The organism is Crocinitomix algicola, from assembly GCF_001661595.2.
Taxonomy (GTDB): Bacteria; Bacteroidota; Bacteroidia; order Flavobacteriales_D; family Crocinitomicaceae; genus Crocinitomix; species Crocinitomix algicola.
Window position 1 is genome coordinate 197,862 of record NZ_LYPF02000010.1, and the last position, 17,775, is coordinate 215,636.

Consider the following 17,775-nt stretch of genomic DNA (forward strand, 5'->3'; position numbering starts at 1 on the left):
TAAAGTATTTTAATGGCCACCTGAAAGCTTAACACATTGAAAAAGACCCGCTTTTCGACAAAATGACATTTTTTATGTACGAATGACATTAGAATTAGTTTCTTAGTCTAAAAAACAGTCTTTAAGCGAATAATATTTATTGAGAATCACTTTTAAAATAAAGCAACGCACACAAAAAAGTGTTTAAAAGTATCCTCATTTTTTCTGCACAAGAAGAGCAATAATTTCTAGCTTTATGCTTTTATCACAAAATTCGGAAAAATGACATTTAAAAATATTTTAACAGCACAAGAAGGACATGTTGCAACGATTACAATTAATCGACCGAAACAGTTAAATGCTTTAAATAAGGAAACTATTGAAGAATTGCATCATGCGCTTAGCGCTGCCAATGATGATGAAAATGTTGGTGTTGTAATATTAACAGGGGCTGGAGAAAAATCTTTTGTTGCTGGAGCCGACATCAAAGAATTTGCTGATTTCTCTGTTGAGAAAGGGCAAGAACTTAGTGCCATTGGACATGAAATTTTGTTTGATTTCATCGAATTTATGAATAAACCTGTCATTGCAGCAATTAACGGTTTTGCGTTAGGTGGCGGATTAGAATTAGCTATGGCCTCGCACATTCGCGTTGCGTCGGATAATGCCAAACTTGGATTACCCGAAGTTTCTTTAGGCGTTATTCCTGGCTATGGCGGGACACAACGTTTAACACAATTGGTGGGAAGTGGTAAAGCTTTTGAAATGATTACAACAGCAGGAATGATTGGAGCAGAAGAGGCAAAATCTTGGGGGTTGGTAAATCATGTTGTCAGTCAAGAAGAGTTGATGCCATTAGCAGAAAAAATTGCGCATAAAATTGTCCAAAATTCGCCAAATGCTATTCGTGCGGCAATTCATGCAATTAATGCCAATCACATCGAAGGAGTAGACGGTTTTGATGTTGAAATAGAAGAATTTGGAAAATGTTTTGGAACACCTGAATTTATCGAAGGTACAACAGCTTTCATTGAGAAAAGAAAAGCAAACTTCAGAAAATAAACTTGAAAAAGAGGACATAATTATCTGTGAGCACGATTAAGAAACTAGCTGGGCAAACCGCAATTTACGGCGGGTCAACGATTATTGGTCGCTTTCTTAATTATTTGCTTGTTCCTATTTACACCGCGTATTATTCCACTGCTGAATACGGTTCCATATCCGTTATCTATAGTTTAGCGGGATTTTTTATAATCTTGCTTTTATTTGGAATGGAAACAACCTATTTTCGTTTTGTTAATCAAACTAAGGATAAAGAAAGCGTCTTTAATCAAAGTTTATCAATTGTACTTGTAATCAATGCTGTTGTTTTAATTGCCATGCTGATTTTTTCGCAAGGGATTGCCAACTGGTTAAACCATCCGGAATATCAAACCTACGTGATTTGGTTTGCCTTTATTTTGGTCAGTGATGCGATTGCCTCTTTAATAATGGCAAGGTTAAGGCATGAAGATAGAGCAGTAACTTTTGCAAAAGTCCAGCTTTCAAGCATTGGAGCAACTATTCTATTCAATCTCATATTTATATTCTCCTTTTATCGCGAAGGTGAATCTTTGAGCATCGGCTGGGTTTTTCTCGCCAACTTAATTGGAAGCGTTTTAAAACCCGTCCTCTTATATAAAGAATTATTAAACTTTAAATTTATATGGAATCTTAACAGGGTTAAATCCATGATCATTTTTGCTTTTCCGCTTGTTGTTGCAGGGTTTTCAGGAATAATAAACGAACTAATTGATAGAATACTCCTTTTACGACTTTTAACACCAGCAGAAGGAATTACATATGCAGAGAGTCAAGTTGGGATTTATTCTGCAAATTATAAATTGGCTGTTTTAATCACCCTGTTTATACAAGCATTTCGTTATGCCGCAGAGCCCTTCTTTTTTTCGCAAGCCAATAATGATCAAAAAGATAAAATCTACGCAAAAGTTATGACCTATTTTGTAATTGTTGTAACTATTATTTTCCTTGTGATCTCTCTAAACTTACCTATTTTCAAATCATTTTTGCGCGGGTCAGATTATTGGGAAGGGTTAACCGTTGTTCCACTGTTAATGCTGGCGAATGTGTTTTTAGGCATTTATTACAACCAATCTATTTGGTATAAACTCGCTGATAAAACCAAATTTGGCGCGTATATTTCTGTTGGCGGAGCAATTGTTACTCTAATTCTCAACTACCTCCTTATTCCTTGGATTGGTTATACCGGATCTGCAATTACCACTTGCATCGTCTATTTTGGAATGATGGCCGCTTCTTATCATTACGGAAAAATTCATTATCCAATAAAATATAATCTCCGTAAAATAGGTCTATATTTGATTGGTTCTGTTACGCTCTTTCTTTGCTCACTTTTGTACAGCTCGGACTTTATAGAATTTACATGGCCCAAATTTATATTCAACACAATTTTGATTCTAATTTTTGTGGGCATAGTCCTGTTTATTGAAAGACCATTAAGAACATTTAAGAAGGGATAATTTTCTTATTTTTGAAAATTAATTTTTAACATGAAAATTGAAATTATAAATAAATCTAAACATACTCTACCGCAGTACGAAACAGAATCATCTGCTGGAGTTGACTTACGCGCCAATATAGAAGAACCCATCATTCTTAAACCTCTGGAGAGAAGCTTGATAAAAACTGGGTTGTTTATGGCACTGCCAAACGGCTATGAAGCTCAAGTTAGACCAAGAAGTGGATTAGCCTATAAAAATGGAATTACTGTTTTGAATTCTCCTGGCACTATTGATGCAGATTATCGTGGAGAAATTGGTGTGATTTTGGTTAATTTATCCAATGAAAATTTTGAAATCAAAGATGGAGAACGTATTGCTCAATTAGTGATCGCTAAACATGAGCAAGCTGAATTTGTTGGAGTTGAAGTTTTGGATGAAACTGAAAGAGGTGCTGGTGGATTCGGTAGTACCGGAAAAAAATAAAATATTTAAGATGAAAATTATAGTACCCATGGCTGGAAGAGGCAGCAGATTAAGACCTCACACATTAACTGTTCCTAAGCCACTTGTTCCTGTAGGCGGAAAACCAATCGTTCATCGTCTTGTACAAGATATAGCAAAGACGAGTACCGAAAAAATTGATGAAATTGCTTTCGTAATTGGTGATTTTGGTAAAGAAGTAGAAGATGAATTAATAAAAGTGGCTGAAAAATTAGGCGCAAAAGGTCGTATATATTACCAAGACAAAGCGCTAGGAACTGCTCACGCCGTGCTCTGTGCTGCAGAATCTTTAGACGGACCTGTTGTAGTTGCTTTTGCAGACACCTTATTCCGTGCCGATTTTACACTTGATAACGAAGCAGATGGAATTTTATGGGTTAAGCAAATAGAAGATCCTTCAGCTTTTGGTGTGGTAAAACTAAATGACGATGGTGTCATAGAAGATTTTGTAGAAAAACCCCAAACATTTGTTTCTGATTTGGCCATGATTGGCATTTACTACTTCAAAGAAGGAGAAAAGCTCAAGGCTGAATTACAATATCTCATTGACAATGGAATTATTAAAGGCGGCGAATATCAACTTCCGGATGCACTTAAAAACTTAACAAAAAAAGGAGCTAAATTCAAGCCAGGAAAAGTTTCCGAATGGCTGGATTGTGGAAATAAAAAAGTAACCGTTCACACGAATCAAAGAGTGCTCGAATTTGATAAAAATGAAAATTTAGTATCCAAAGATTTAGTGAACAAGAACGCTGTTATTATTCCTCCATGTTATATTGGACCACATGTCGTATTGGAGAATTCAGTTATAGGACCGCATGTTTCTATTGGACGAGGAACAACCGTAAAAAATTCTGTTGTGACGAATTCAATTGTTCAAAAAAATGCAACCATTGCCAATTCTATACTTCAGGATTCTATGATTGGTAATCACGCTAAAATTTTAAGTCACGGAAAAGTCATAAGTATTGGTGATTATACCACAATTGAATGATAAAATTGAACCAACATATCTTCCAAAAAACAAGTATTTTCTCTATACTTCTAACTGTAGCCAGTATCATAACTTCATGCACTGATACCAAAGAAGTTATCCAAGAACAAAACGCATACGAAACCAGAAAAGCGTTTAAAATCAGGTTTCATGAAGCAAATTCAGAGAAAATTATTGGGCATTATGAAAAAGCCATTGAATTATTCGAAGCATGTTTAGTGTACCAACCAGAGCATCCAGCGGTACACTTTGCTCTATCCGATTTATACGAAACCACTCGAAACGACGACAAGACATTGTACCATGCTCAGTTGGCGTACAAGTATGATTCTTCCAACAAATGGTATACCCTTCGCTTAGCTGATTTATATTTTGGACAAGAAAATTATGCTAAAACAGCTGATTTATACGAAGGAATCATCGCTGATGAAAAAAACATTGAAATCAAATTCAAGTATACGGAAACATTAATTAGAGCGGGAAGAAATGAGCGAGCAATATCCATGCTAAATGAAATTGAAGTCGAAACTGGAAAAATTCCTGAAGTAAGTTTTACAAAATATGACTTATATAGCAGAATGGGGTTAATAGAGCTGGCCGAGTCTGAAATGAAAGCATTTTTAGATGACAGTCCTACCAATCTTGAAAATAAAATAATAGCTGCTGAATTTTACATGCAGAACAATCGCCTTAAAAAATCGAGTCAATTAATAAATGACGTCATTAAACTTGATCCAAATAACGGTCAAGCCTATATCATGATGGCGGATATTGAACTTAGACAAGACAACGTAAAAGGAGCATTTTACAATCTTTATAAAGGCTTTAAAAGTAAGGAGGTGGAGCTTGATCGCAAATTAGAAATCACAAGAGGTTTAATTCCCTATGCTGCCAATGATAAACTTGATTATCAAGAAATGCGTAAAGGTATCGACACGCTCTTTTCCATAATTTATGATCCTGAATTGCAAAATGCTAAAATGCATGATTACTACGGGTATTATTTAATGGTTTGCAATAAAAAAATGGAGGCAGAAAAAGAGTATGCCAAAGCCGTACAACTTAATAAAGGATCTTATAATAATTGGATACAACTTTTAAACCTCCAAAACGATTTACATTTACATAAAAAACAACTTGAAACAAGTCAAGAAGCCATGACCTTGTTTCCTGCTCAACCCGTTTTTTATCTCTTTGGAGGAATTGCTGCTAAAGAATTAAGTGAATTTGAGCAAGCTGAAGAATATCTATTCCTGGGAAAAGATTTAGTGGTAAAAGACCCACAACTTAGTTCAGAATTTCTGTACCAAATTGGTGATATGAATTATAGGATGGATGAGCCCCAAGATGGCGCTTTCTATTTTGAACAAGCTTTAGGGATATTCCCGAGCAACCCAAGTGTGTATCTGCATCAAAGTAAAAATTTATTGCAACAATCGCAATTGGATGCTGCTCTTGAGAAAGTGAATGAAGGATTAATGAAACTACCTAAAAACATTAAACTACTCGAACTTAAAGGGGACATTTTATTCCAACAAAAATTGTACAAAACAGCGGCAGAAAATTACCTTAAAGCACTTTACGATAATTATTATAACGCAACCATCTTAGAGAAATATGGAGATGCTTTATCCCTCAATGGCGAAACTGAAAAATCAGTCGAAATGTGGCAAGAGGCTGTAGAATTTGGAGGAAGCTCACCCTTATTATTGAAAAAAATTGAAAACCAAACTTATTTTGCACCCAACTAATATCAAAAGTTTTCAGCTAATAGGAGAAACTAATCAATGACTAAAAAAATTACCATACTAAAAACCCTTATCACATTTACCTTAATTGTTGTAGCCGTGGCCTGTGGAAATAGGAGACATGAAAACAGCGATTTTAAATTAAAAAATAAAAGCGATAAAGAATTAGAATTAGCACTTCAAGATCAAAGTAAGGTTGGTTTTGACTACTTTAATGTTCGTATTGGAATTGACTTACTCAGTTCAACTCAAAACAATTCGTTTTCTGCTTATGTAAAACTAAATGTCGACAGCGCTTTTGGTGGCTATATAAAAAAAACAATCATACTCGCCACTTACATGGTTAATCAAGACTCTGTAACTTTTGTAAACAAATTAGAGGATTGCTATTTTAACAAAAGCCTTGACTATATATCTATTTTGTTTGGCACAGAACTAGAATTTGAATTTTTCCAAGAACTCTTACTGGGTAAACCGATTGGTTTTGACATCAAAGAAAAATACAAACAAATAAATGCCAAAGATCATTATATCCTTTCTTCTCATAAAAAAAGGGCGTACAAAAAACTTGAACAAGACAAATTAGATATTGACGATGAAGAAATGCTGATTCAATACCATATTAATGGAGAAAATATGCTTGTCGATAGAATAGACATCGAAATTCCTAACGACACAACTTCTATTGAAGTAAACTATCTTTCACGTAAAGCTGAAGAAGGATTTATGGTACCAGAAGAAACTGCCATTAAAATCATGAACCCGAGGGATACATTGCGTATTGGCATGAACTATGCCCCTGTAAAACTCAATGATCGAAAAGAAATTTCAATTAAAATACCTGACTCATACATTGAATGTCCTTAAACTCATACCGTTTATTTGTTTATTCTTTGCTGCACCATCATTTGGGCAACAAAAGGAAAGTGACCGCTTAAAAGCTCAACAACGTGAGCTCGAAAAGAAAATTGGGTTGACGCAAAAACTTTTGGAAACGACTGCTGAAAGTCGTAAAAATCTATCGGATAACATTAATTTAATCGAAAGAAAAATTCATTACCGACAAGCACTTTTAGATAATTTAGCCCTTCAGCAATCTAAATTGAACAGTGAAATAACAAAACTATCATCAGAAATAGCTAAACTTGAAATTGAAGTTGAGCAACAGAAACTGCATTATAAACTGATGATTATTCAGGCGTACAAGATGAGAAATTCAACAGCGTCTTTACTTTTCGTTCTTTCCTCCGAATCATTTAATCAAGCAAATAAGCGCCTTGAATATTTAGAACAATTGGCAAAATACCGTTCTGATCAAATTCGTAAAATTCAAGCTTCAATTGCAGCCCTCGAAGCGCAACAAACCGAATTAGTTTCTAAGAAACAGGAAAAAGATAAAGTCACTGCTTTAAATGCACAAGAACAACGGAATTATGTTCGTGATCGAGAAAAGCAAAAACAAACCATTGCGGAAATGCAAGGAAAAGAAGAGCAATTAAAAAAAGAGCTCGCTGAACAACGCAAAAAATCAAAAGACATTCAAAACGCCATAAACGCAGCAATAAACAAAGAAATTCTTGCGGAAAAAAAGAAAAAAACTACATCCAAAGAAACCAAAGAAATTGCCTTGAGTAATAAAGGTTTTGAGGACAATAAAGGCCGTTTACCATGGCCCGTTAAAACAGGTGAAATTACTAAAGGTTTTGGCAAACAGCCACACCCGGTTCATGTTAACGTTTTCACCTACAATAACGGAGTGGATATTACCACCGTTAAAGGATCAACTGTTCGTGCAGTATACGAAGGCGTAGTATCAAGTGTTATCGTAATTCCAGGTGCTGGTAAAGCTGTCATTATTGCACATGGAAATTATAGAACCATTTACTCAAATTTACAAGAAACCTATGTTAAAGCCGGTGAACAAATTAAAGTCAAGCAAGAAATCGGAGCATTATTGATCAATAACTCTGGTAATTCAGACGTTCATTTTGAAATAAGAAAAATAACTCCAGAAGGACAAATCTCAAACATTAATCCAACTTACTGGCTCTATAAATAAGTTTCTAATTGTCTGAGCCATCCTCTTCAATCGTAATATCATCGTCCAACTGATAGACTAAACACCCATGATCGATAGAGTAGTTGAAATACATACGTTGCATTGATAAAACCGGAGATCCCGCTGCATTACGTGCCGGCTCCCAGGTTGGCATTGTACGAAGAACATGTGTCGCATTACCAATAAACGCATCCATAATTCGCTTATTCATCAACACTTTTAAGTCACTATAAGGTTCCCCACCTTTATCCGACATACTGATACAGTCCGCATTAATTTCTTGAATCAATCCATCCTCCGTTACTATAAATTCACAACGAATTACGGCTTCGATATTTTTATTACTCGCCGAACGCGGATAGTGAAGGTTCTTATCAATAAACTCTTTCATGGCTTGATTTCCTTCAGGAAAATGCGCACGTACCGAACGATCCGTAAAAGCAACCTTAGGCTTTATCAAACCTTCTTCTTTAACTTTAGGTTTTTCTTTAACCTTTGCTTTTTCTTCTATATTTTTAGGTGTTGTTACTGCCCTATCTTCACTTGGTTTGAACTGAACATTAACACTCATTTTGTCGGTTTCCTCCTCCCCGTTCTCATATTTTTTTATGGAAGAAAATACAGTCTCCGGTTCTTCTATATTTACTTCATGTATATCGTCATTATAAATTTCTTCTTGATAGGTGTTTTCAGGTTGAATGGTATCTATCTCAGTGGTAATTTCATTGGTTACAACTTCTCCCATTTCATCTGATTCATTTGTGGTGGGCTCAGAAAAATAAAAATACGCTCCAAAAATTCCTGCTATACCCAAAACACCACCTACACCTAAAAACACATTTGTTAAACCTGTTCCAGATGAAGCAGCTGCATTTGCAGCCGCAACTGCACTAATTTCTGCGCGTAACGCTGATCGGTTTATGACTCTAATTAAACTTTTTTGTTGACTAACCAAAGATTGCAATTCTGAATCATGCTTCAACTTATCTTCAAAGGCACGTTTTTCAACCGCAGTTTGCTCCCCTGATAAATAAGCATCTACTTGCTCCAGTTTTTTTAATTCAGTTCTCATATTAATATTAAGTTGTCGTTGTTGGTTGCTTAAGTTCTTTTGCCATTAAAATGGCTTTTTCCATACATTTATATTTTTGGGTTTTTGCTGAGTTTACACTTGAAAAATCTAATATTTCCGCGATTCTTTTCATGCTTTCTTTCTTAAAATAAAACAATTCAAAAATCTCTTTACATCGTGCCGACACACTAGACAGGATAATCTCTAACTGCTTCAGCTCTTCCTCCTTTTCATTATCATATCCTAAATCATCAGCAGTTAAAATCAACGTATCTTTCCATTCTGCTTCGGGATTTTTTTGCCGCTTTCTCGCCTCATTCATCCACATAAAACGGTTTATTCCATAAAGGTAAGTCGACAATTTTGAAGTCAATTTAAAATCACGTTCATTGACTTTTTCAATTAAAAGAATTAAGCTATCATGAAATATTTCTTGCGCAATATCCTCATCACCACCATGCGACAAAATATTTGCTCGAATTTTGGGAAACTCTTTATACAAAACTTTAACGGCAGCCTCTGTATCTCCCTTCTTTATGCGCGATATGATTTCCTTATCCTTCACTCTAGGTATTTATGTCAAACAGCCAAAAAAGTAACCTTACCGAGAAAAATAAGCCAAAAAATCTTTTTTTCGACTATTTGAAATATCAAAAACTGACCCATTTGACAACACAACTTGACCTGTTTTTCCCTTTCTATAGGATACAATTTCATTCCCATTAATCAAATATGATTTATGAATTCGAATAAAACCCATCGAGGACAATAAATCGTCGTAAAATTTGAGTGGTTTAGAAATTAAAAATTTTTCTCCTGACAATAAATGAATTTCGCAATAATTATCTGCCGCCTGAGCGTATAATATTGACTTAACAGGCACAACATCAAACCCATTTAAATGAGGTAAAACAATACGGTTAAGTTGACTGTTTACTTTTTGAAGATTTTCAATTAATACTTGAGATTGAATCTGAAAATGTGAGCCTGAAAAATTTTTCTTTTTCACTTTTTCTATTGCTATAATTAACTCATCTATATCAATGGGTTTTAAAATATAATGGGTTGCACTTAAATTTAAGGCCTGTATTGCGTAATTGCTGAATGCGGTAATAAAAATTACCTCAAAATTTACTTCACCTAATTGCTCAAGTAAATCAAAACCATTACCATATGGCATTTCAATGTCTAAAAAAACGATGTTTGGATTATACTTATTTAGGGATCGTTTCGCTTCTTCTATATTCTCACAGCTATCCAAAACTTTAACATCCGAACAGTATTTTTGAAGGTATAATCGCAAAGTATCCCGCGCGATCGCCTCATCATCAACTATTATACAACTCAATTCATTCATATCGGAATAATTTTATGATAACTTCTGTCCCGCCATCTTTAGGCAAATCCAAAATCTCATAATTGATTCGTTTTTTAAAAACTTTATCAATCATTTTTGTCCTGTCTTCAACATTCTTCATCCCGCTCGATGCATGTTGCCTTTGACTCGGTGTTTTTATTTCTTGAGATTTTTTTCGCCCAATTCCATCATCCTTTATACTAATCTCTACCCAATCATTATAATTGGTAAAATTAATTAAAAGCTCTCCTTTCTGACCTTTATACCGTAACCCATGCCAGATTGCGTTTTCTATAAAGGGCTGAATTATCATGGGAGGTATTTCATAATTGGACAATAAAATATCTTCATCCACCTTAAAGGAATAATCAAACTTATCTTTAAATCGCTCATATTCTAACTCAACATAAAGTTTTAGCAACTCTATTTCTTGTTCTAAACTTATAAATTCCGCCTCAGAATAATCCAATACTAAACGCATTAACTTAGCAAATTTTGAGAGGTATTTATTAGCCTCCTTTTCATTACTTGTTGCGATATAATTATTGACCGAGTTCAAAGAATTAAAAATAAAATGAGGGTTCATTTGAGATCGCAATGATTTTAAATAAAGTAATTGGTTGGCCCTATTTTTTGCTTTCGTGTTCCGATATAAAATAAATGAAAACGATCCAAAAGCGAGCAAAACAAGTACCAATGCATACAATAAAGCGCGCTGCTGCCTAATTTCAGCCTCATTTACATTTTTTTCTCGTTCTAAAATATTAATTGTCTGTTGATCCAACTTCCGCTCTTGTTCTAATACCGTAATTTGATCTTCAACAGCACGTATGGCCAATTGCTCTTCTTTCTTTTGCAATTGCAATTTTAAAAGTGAATCGCGTAACAATAAATAATTGTTTAATTCTTGACTTGCCGCCTCCCTTTCATTTGATGCTAAATGTAAATCATATAGCTTTTTAGACGATTCTAATTGTGCAGCTATATCGCCCGATTTTTGAGACAGTATGAGTGAATTTGATACCGCAGTTTTGGCCTCATCAAAATTCCCAAACGACTCATACAAAGTAGCTTTTTGAAGGTTATTTTGCACGATTGAATTGGTGTCTTTAACTTTCGTAAAATGAGCCTCGGCCTGTTTTAATCCATCCAAGACTAAAGTATCCGATTTTAAATCCCCTTTTTTAACCGATGATACACGGCGTGCATTTTCGCGGGTTAAAACACTATTATTATTTGATTGATAAGCATTCGTAATTGCGTCCGAATAAAAAATTGTTGCTTGTTCCTGCTCTCCTTTCTGCAAAAAAAGCTCTCCCAACTGATAATCAATCTCCGCAACTAAATCTAATAATTCGCTTCTTTCTGCTGCAACCCTTGCACTACGAAAATGTGCTTCGGCTTCGACTAAACGTTCTTGCGCAAACAAACAATTCCCCTGTTCTAATATCGCTTTTACCTCAAACGACGGGTTAGCTTGCAATCGACCAACTGACTTGGCTGCTGCAAATTGATTATACGCTTCATTGTATTGTTTTAAATGGTAATGACTTTTCGCCACTATCCAATTAACCTGGTATAAACTCGTCCAATTCTCCTTTATCTTTAATTGCGGAATAGCTCGATAGCCATTTAATAAAACACTATTGTATTCTTGCAACTGATAATTAAAATTTGCTAAAGTGGCATAGGAAAGGGCTAATTCATACGTTAAGTCATTTTTGATAGACAAACGAATTGAAGATTCAACGAAAATGATAGCCTCCATAGGATTTTCATCAAAAATTCGCTTCGCAGAATCCAATCTTTCGAGTACTTTTTGCGAAGATATAGGCTGAATTCGTTTAGATTGACCTAAACAAACGGGCATTATACTGATGATAAGCAGTACCAAAAAACCATATTTCAAGCCTTTAAATTTCATCAAAATCTCATTAAAGATAAGCACAATAAATCTACCGTATCAACGAATTGCTAGAGGATACTTTCAGTACATTTAAGTTCACTCATCCAAATCGCCCTTTACCTCACTTAATCCTATTCAAAACTCATTGTCACTTTTCAAAGACATTCAATGCTTCTAATTTAGCTCTAAAATTCAAGCAAATGAAAAGTAGAAAACGCTTAATATCAGCTATAGGACTTATCATAGTTCTCCTTTTATTCTCTGGTTTCACAATAAAAACAGCAACAAATGCAAAGGCGAAATTTTCAATCAACGTACGCGCCATACAGGTTGCGCCTCCTACAAACCAAAATGCTAATGACATCAAAATAGCCTTGTTGCTAGACACAAGCGGAAGTATGAGCGGTTTAATTGAACAAGCTAAATCTCAATTGTGGAGAATTGTTAATCAACTGGCTCAAGCCAAAAAAAACAATAATTATGCAGATGTTGAAATAGCGTTGTACGAATATGGAAACAGCGGATTATCCCGCAACCAACAATACGTCAGAAAAATTGTGGATTTAACCAAAAATTTGGACGAAATTTCCAAAGAACTATTCGCTTTAACAACCCAAGGTGGTGATGAATTTTGTGGTGAAGTCATACAAAGAAGCATGGACGAATTGGAATGGACGAACGACCTAGAGAGCTTACAGTTAATATTTATTGCGGGTAATGAATCATTCGCACAAGGTGAGACTTCATACAAATTGGCTTGCCAAAATGCCACTACTAAAAACATTATTATAAACACTATATTTTGCGGTAATTATGATGACGGGATTTCAATTCAATGGAAAAACGGCGCTGATATCACCGAAGGTTTCTACAGTTCAATTTCTATGAACCAAACCACCACTTTTGTGAAAACACCATATGACGAGCAAATTGAAGCACTCAACCAACGCTTAAACGACACTTATTTGGCCTTTGGTAAAAACAAAAATTATTACATCCAAAACCAAATTGAACAAGATAAAAACTCAAAAAAATACGGTTCATCTAACTTGGTTGAACGCACTATATCGAAAAGTAGCCATCTCTATGACAACTCAAATTGGGATCTTGTTGATGCTCAAAAAAAAGGTGAATTAATTATAAACAGCATTGATAATAAAGATTTACCGGAGGAAATGCAAACTTTGAATGAAAAAGAAAAAATTGCTTATATCGCTCAAAAAGAATCCGAGCGCAATGCAATCCAATCCCAAATTAAAAAACTGACTTTACAACGCACAACTTATTTGACTAATAACACTGAAAGTAATGCTAAAAATGGGCTTGATCAATCCATGCTAAAAGCCATTATCGAACAAGCTAAAAGAAAAGGATTTACTTTTGATGAATCCGCAAACCTTTCACCTCAAGATCCCCCTGCTGCCATAAATTATGAAGATTTTAAGACATTAACCAATGATGTGGAATCATACCGCGCCAGTCGTTTAGTGGATATCGCCACATTCAATAAAATGAGTAAAGAAAATGGCACTATAATTCTAGATACTCGCTCAAAAGAAGCTTACAATCAAATTCACCTTAAAGGAGCTATACACCTTAATTTTTCCGACTTTACCGCAGAAAAATTGTCAAACGTAATTCGCAGAAAGACACAAGAATTTTAATTTATTGCAACAACAATTTTTTAACTGAAATTCAAGCCTTACAAACAAAAAGTACACCCTTAGCATTGAATATTCCTACTTTCATAAATCTTTACGGTTACGGATACCAAAACATTTACGAACTTAAAGATTTCCTCTCAGATGGAGACCCAAGGTTAACATGGGAAGGGAAGTTAATTGAAAACTAAAAATGATAATAAAATAGAACTGTTGTGGTATTTTTAGCTTGGCAATAAATTAACTACCTTTGCCCAAAAGAAATATACATGACGAATAATGACATTTTTAAAAAATTACGTGTAGCACTAAAATTGACAAATAAAGATATTGTCGAAATTTGTAAACTTGTTGATTTTAAAGTAACTGAAAGTGAACTTGGAGCTTTCTTCCGTCGAGAAGATCATCCGAAATACAGAAATTGCGGTGACCAAATTTTACGAAATTTTTTAAATGGTTTAGTTATTCACAAGCGCGGTCCAATGCCCGATAAACGCACTGATGAAGACAAAAAATTTGCAAAAAAAGGAAACTAACTTATTTCTTTTTCTTCCTTTTATTCTTTTTTGAAAGCTCATTCTTTTCCATTAACGATTTCCAATTATTTGTGCCGTCGTCTGAAAATAAAATCGTTTCCTCTTTCTCCGCTTTTGTAGTTTCAATAACGTCAATAGGTACAGATATATACTCTTCAATACCCGCCAATAATACTTTTTCACGTTCACTGCAAAACGATAAAGCTTGCCCCTTATTCCTCCCTCTTCCTGTTCTTCCCACTCGGTGAACATAATTCTCTGCAATGTCTGGCATATCATAGTTAATCACATAATCAATATTCGGAATATCAATTCCTCGCGCACTAACATCGGTCGCTACGAGTATTTTTACCTCGTCCTCCTTAAATGCTTTTAACACAGACAAACGGTCATCTTGCTCTTTGTCGCCATGCAATGTCAATACATCTATTCCAACCCTCAACATGGCCGCCTTAACTCGTTCCGCTCTCACTTTAGTTCGCACAAAAACCATCATTTTTAAACTCGGATTTTCCTTAATTATTCGTTCCAAAAAAAATCGCTTATCATCCATTTCAACAAAAGTAATGGCATGTACTACGTTCTTAGACACCGGATTTTTTGGTGAAATCTGTATGCGAATCGCCTTCGAATTGACCAGAGAATATGCTAATTTTTTAATTTTTTTATCAATTGTAGCGGAAAAGAACAATGTTTGTCGCTTTTTTGGTAAAAAACGTATCAAATCTTGAATGTCTTTATAAAAACCTAAATTTAACATCTGGTCTGCTTCATCTAGCACCAATGTTTCTATTCCTCCTAAATTTACATAGCCTTGGCTCACCAAATCAAATAATCTACCTGGTGTACATACCAAAACATCTACGCCAGTCAACAACCTATCAATTTGTGGATCTTGATCAACTCCACCATAAATTGCCGTAGTCTTCACCTTCGTATTTCGTCCAATTTTATGAAATACCTCCTCAATCTGAACAGCAAGTTCTCGCGTTGGAACCATAATTATCACCTTTATCGCATCCTTTCCTCCCTTTTTTCTGTCAAATTGAATTTTATCAATTATCGGAATAGCAAAAGCAGCCGTTTTTCCCGTTCCGGTTTGAGCAATTGCTAATAAATCTTCCCCTTTTTGAATGTTAGGTATACATTTGAATTGTATATCCGTAGGTCGCTTAAACCCCATTTCATTCAAATTAGCTTTTAATTCCTTCGATATTCGATAATCTGTAAAACGCATAAAACAAAGATAATTTCATTTTCATTTAAACACCAAAAAGAAAAAACTATTCCCGTTTAAACTAAACTTAACGCAAACGAAACACTGTGATAACTGAACAAGAAAAAAAGCCCCCTAAATTTGTCCTGTAATTGTTGCGAGTTAGTCGCCGCGACAAATGTAAGTCTGAAAATTTTGTAAAGAGATTTCAGCGATTTTTTTCATATCAGTAGTCCGATCATTTGGGGGAATGGTCGGATTTTTTTTTGGGCGTTCCCTTCATGCTCATTCAGGGCGGGCCATCCACACTCGCTTCCGTCCGTCCGTCTCAGACGGACGAACGGAGAGCTCAAACAATTGCTCCTGTCCCTAACGCATCCCAGAATTAAAACCACGCTAACAACCTGTCAGCATATCCGTTAATTATTTAACAGATAAGCCTTTATCAAAAAATTATTTCTAAATTGCAACCACCCTACAAGTACTAACTTAACACAAAACTTATGAAACTTATTTGCAATTTATTGCTCACAATAGCCTTGTGTGCTATTCATCCAATCTCCCACGCTCAACTTTATGAATTTCAAGGGTGAATATAATGAAAGCATTACAATAATGAACGGTCAAGGGGATGAAGGTTTTGGTAGTGGGTCATTGACGCTAAGTTCAAGTCCCGGTACACGTGGCGGCTTCGTTGCTCAACTAAATAGAGATGATGGTAAAATAAATTTTATTGAACATGTTGGTAGTGCACTAAGTAAAAACCGACTTACAGAAATTACAATTAACGAAAATAACGGTGATATTTACGTAGCCGGTCAAACTTATGATATTGAAAGTGAAACGCGTGTATTCATCCGTAAATACAAACCAAGTTTATTAGGTTTAGCCTCACCCCATTGGGAACAAATTTCTAATCCAGGTACCAAAGCTATTATAAATGGAATGGATTACGATGGCGCTTCTCCTACAATTGAAGATATGGGTTCACTCTGGTTTACAGGTACATTTAGAGAAAGCTTTAGATTTGGTTTTGATGCATTGCTGACCACTAGTGCCCAATCTGATGCTTTCGTTGGTAAATTCTCTGAATATTATGCCGGTTCCGGCGATTACGTTGTTAGAAATTTTGTGAAAAAGGGGAATGTGACGGCCCTACCTACATATGAAATGGAAGGTAATGATATTGATACCGACCCTGGCACAGGGAATGCATACATAACTGGCACTAAAACTGGTGAAATATTCAATGTTTTTGGAATGTTAAGCGAAGATTTACCTCTAGTTGGAGGCAATACGGGAGGTTATTTTGTCGCTATGAAACACGACGGTGACGTTCCCACCGGAAATTTATCGGAAATCACTTATCCCGCCACTTCGGTCTATGGCACTGGAATTTCAGTTGCTGTAAAGAACGATAAAGTCTATTTTACAGGAACTCGAAACGATGATGTTAAATTTGCATTAACTGAGCCCATTTTGCCGCATACGGGCTTTGCAGGTAACCACTTGTACATCGTCGCTTATGATTTATCAACCGGTAATTATGTTTGGGCCAATGGCACCCAAAATCCGTCCATTGACGTCACATCACATCATTACCCATTTGCCATTACCACAAATCATGAAGGACATGCATACATCGTCGGGAATTTTTGGTCAAAAATGGGGTATATTGATGGAACTCCATCCAGTGGAAATTTAACCTATACCTCCAACGGGGGTTCTCTTTTCATTATGCGGGTAGACATTGAAGGCGATGGAGAAAAGGCTTTAGAATCAACTTTATCCGATGATATTACAGAAATTAACCAAGAACAAATACAGTTCAACCGTGATTTAAGAATTGAAAATTCATCGGACATAAAAAATAACATCCTATTATACCCCAACCCGTCAAATGGACAGACATTTCTCAAGATGGAACTCGATAACTCGAGTCATTATGAAATCTTCATTCATTCCCTCGACGGTAAATTAATTTTACAGCAAAACGGGGTCATTGGCACAAATGAATTTAATACCACCAATTTTGAGACTGGCATTTATATTATCTCATTAATCGGCGAAAATTTAAACCATCAATTAACCCTCATCAAAAATTAAATGCAACATACTTATCAATAATATCGTTTATTTTTTAATTATGCTCTTGAAATCGCACCTCTTAATCATATCATTAACGCTATGCCTGTTTAGCTTTTCGCAAGAAATTTGCAATAAT

At 35.2% G+C, this 17,775-nt stretch carries 15 protein-coding genes; 10 read left to right on the forward strand and 5 right to left on the reverse strand.

The features are described 5' to 3' along the window. Window positions 1-261 precede the first annotated feature (261 nt). The 7 genes from A8143_RS06685 to A8143_RS06715 are packed head-to-tail and all read left to right on the forward strand — an operon-like array spanning window position 262 to window position 7,803. On the forward strand, window positions 262-1,041 hold the full coding sequence (locus A8143_RS06685; protein WP_066757413.1) for an enoyl-CoA hydratase/isomerase family protein: 780 nt from the start codon (window positions 262-264) through the stop codon (window positions 1,039-1,041). 26 nt (window positions 1,042-1,067) lie between these two features. Beyond that, on the forward strand, window positions 1,068-2,519 hold the full coding sequence (locus A8143_RS06690; RefSeq protein WP_066757415.1) for an oligosaccharide flippase family protein: 1,452 nt from the start codon (window positions 1,068-1,070) through the stop codon (window positions 2,517-2,519). A gap of 30 nt (window positions 2,520-2,549) precedes the next feature. Next, window positions 2,550-2,984: a dUTP diphosphatase gene (gene dut / locus A8143_RS06695; protein WP_066757417.1), complete on the forward strand. Its 435-nt coding sequence runs from the start codon at window positions 2,550-2,552 to the stop codon at window positions 2,982-2,984. 10 nt (window positions 2,985-2,994) lie between these two features. Further along, window positions 2,995-3,996, forward strand: coding sequence for a sugar phosphate nucleotidyltransferase (locus tag A8143_RS06700; RefSeq protein WP_066757489.1), 1,002 nt, complete (start codon window positions 2,995-2,997; stop codon window positions 3,994-3,996). Further along, the gene (locus A8143_RS06705) at window positions 3,993-5,747 is read left to right on the forward strand and encodes a tetratricopeptide repeat protein (RefSeq protein ID WP_066757419.1); all 1,755 of its coding nucleotides are present in this window, start codon (window positions 3,993-3,995) and stop codon (window positions 5,745-5,747) included. The genes A8143_RS06700 and A8143_RS06705 overlap by 4 nt, the downstream gene beginning before the upstream one ends. A gap of 36 nt (window positions 5,748-5,783) precedes the next feature. After that, complete coding sequence (locus A8143_RS06710) at window positions 5,784-6,611, forward strand: DUF4292 domain-containing protein (RefSeq protein WP_066757421.1); 828 nt, start codon at window positions 5,784-5,786, stop codon at window positions 6,609-6,611. Further along, window positions 6,556-7,803: a murein hydrolase activator EnvC family protein gene (locus A8143_RS06715; RefSeq protein ID WP_066757423.1), complete on the forward strand. Its 1,248-nt coding sequence runs from the start codon at window positions 6,556-6,558 to the stop codon at window positions 7,801-7,803. Before A8143_RS06710 ends, A8143_RS06715 begins: the two co-directional genes overlap by 56 nt. A gap of 4 nt (window positions 7,804-7,807) precedes the next feature. On the opposite strand, the gene A8143_RS06720 is transcribed toward A8143_RS06715, so the two are convergent. Genes A8143_RS06720 through A8143_RS06735 form a run of 4 tightly spaced genes read right to left on the reverse strand, consistent with a single transcriptional unit; the run spans window position 7,808 to window position 12,156 of the window. Then, window positions 7,808-8,875 carry a hypothetical protein gene (locus A8143_RS06720; RefSeq protein ID WP_066757426.1) on the reverse strand — a complete coding sequence of 356 codons (1,068 nt, stop codon included), beginning with the start codon at window positions 8,873-8,875 and terminating at the stop codon, window positions 7,808-7,810. Window positions 8,876-8,882: 7 nt separating this feature from the next. Continuing rightward, window positions 8,883-9,440 (reverse strand): RNA polymerase sigma factor, encoded by a 558-nt coding sequence (locus A8143_RS06725; protein WP_066757429.1) that lies wholly within the window; start codon window positions 9,438-9,440, stop codon window positions 8,883-8,885. Between the two features lie 36 nt (window positions 9,441-9,476). Continuing rightward, on the reverse strand, window positions 9,477-10,232 hold the full coding sequence (locus A8143_RS06730; protein WP_066757432.1) for a LytR/AlgR family response regulator transcription factor: 756 nt from the start codon (window positions 10,230-10,232) through the stop codon (window positions 9,477-9,479). Then, entirely contained in the window at window positions 10,225-12,156 is a 1,932-nt protein-coding gene (locus A8143_RS06735) for a histidine kinase (RefSeq protein WP_066757435.1), read from the reverse strand. Before A8143_RS06735 ends, A8143_RS06730 begins: the two co-directional genes overlap by 8 nt. A gap of 182 nt (window positions 12,157-12,338) precedes the next feature. On the opposite strand from A8143_RS06735, the gene A8143_RS06745 reads away from it, so the two are divergent. Together A8143_RS06745 and A8143_RS06750 are read left to right on the forward strand one after the other, a co-directional pair. After that, on the forward strand, window positions 12,339-13,802 hold the full coding sequence (locus A8143_RS06745; protein WP_066757437.1) for a rhodanese-like domain-containing protein: 1,464 nt from the start codon (window positions 12,339-12,341) through the stop codon (window positions 13,800-13,802). 260 nt (window positions 13,803-14,062) lie between these two features. Further along, window positions 14,063-14,335, forward strand: a complete 273-nt coding sequence (locus A8143_RS06750) for a DUF1456 family protein (protein WP_066757450.1) — start codon at window positions 14,063-14,065, stop codon at window positions 14,333-14,335. Window position 14,336: 1 nt separating this feature from the next. Here the strand turns inward: A8143_RS06750 and A8143_RS06755 are convergent, their stop codons facing one another. Next, window positions 14,337-15,572 (reverse strand): DEAD/DEAH box helicase, encoded by a 1,236-nt coding sequence (locus A8143_RS06755; RefSeq protein WP_066757453.1) that lies wholly within the window; start codon window positions 15,570-15,572, stop codon window positions 14,337-14,339. Between the two features lie 555 nt (window positions 15,573-16,127). On the opposite strand from A8143_RS06755, the gene A8143_RS06760 reads away from it, so the two are divergent. Next, window positions 16,128-17,657: a T9SS type A sorting domain-containing protein gene (locus tag A8143_RS06760; protein WP_066757454.1), complete on the forward strand. Its 1,530-nt coding sequence runs from the start codon at window positions 16,128-16,130 to the stop codon at window positions 17,655-17,657. Window positions 17,658-17,775 lie beyond the last annotated feature (118 nt).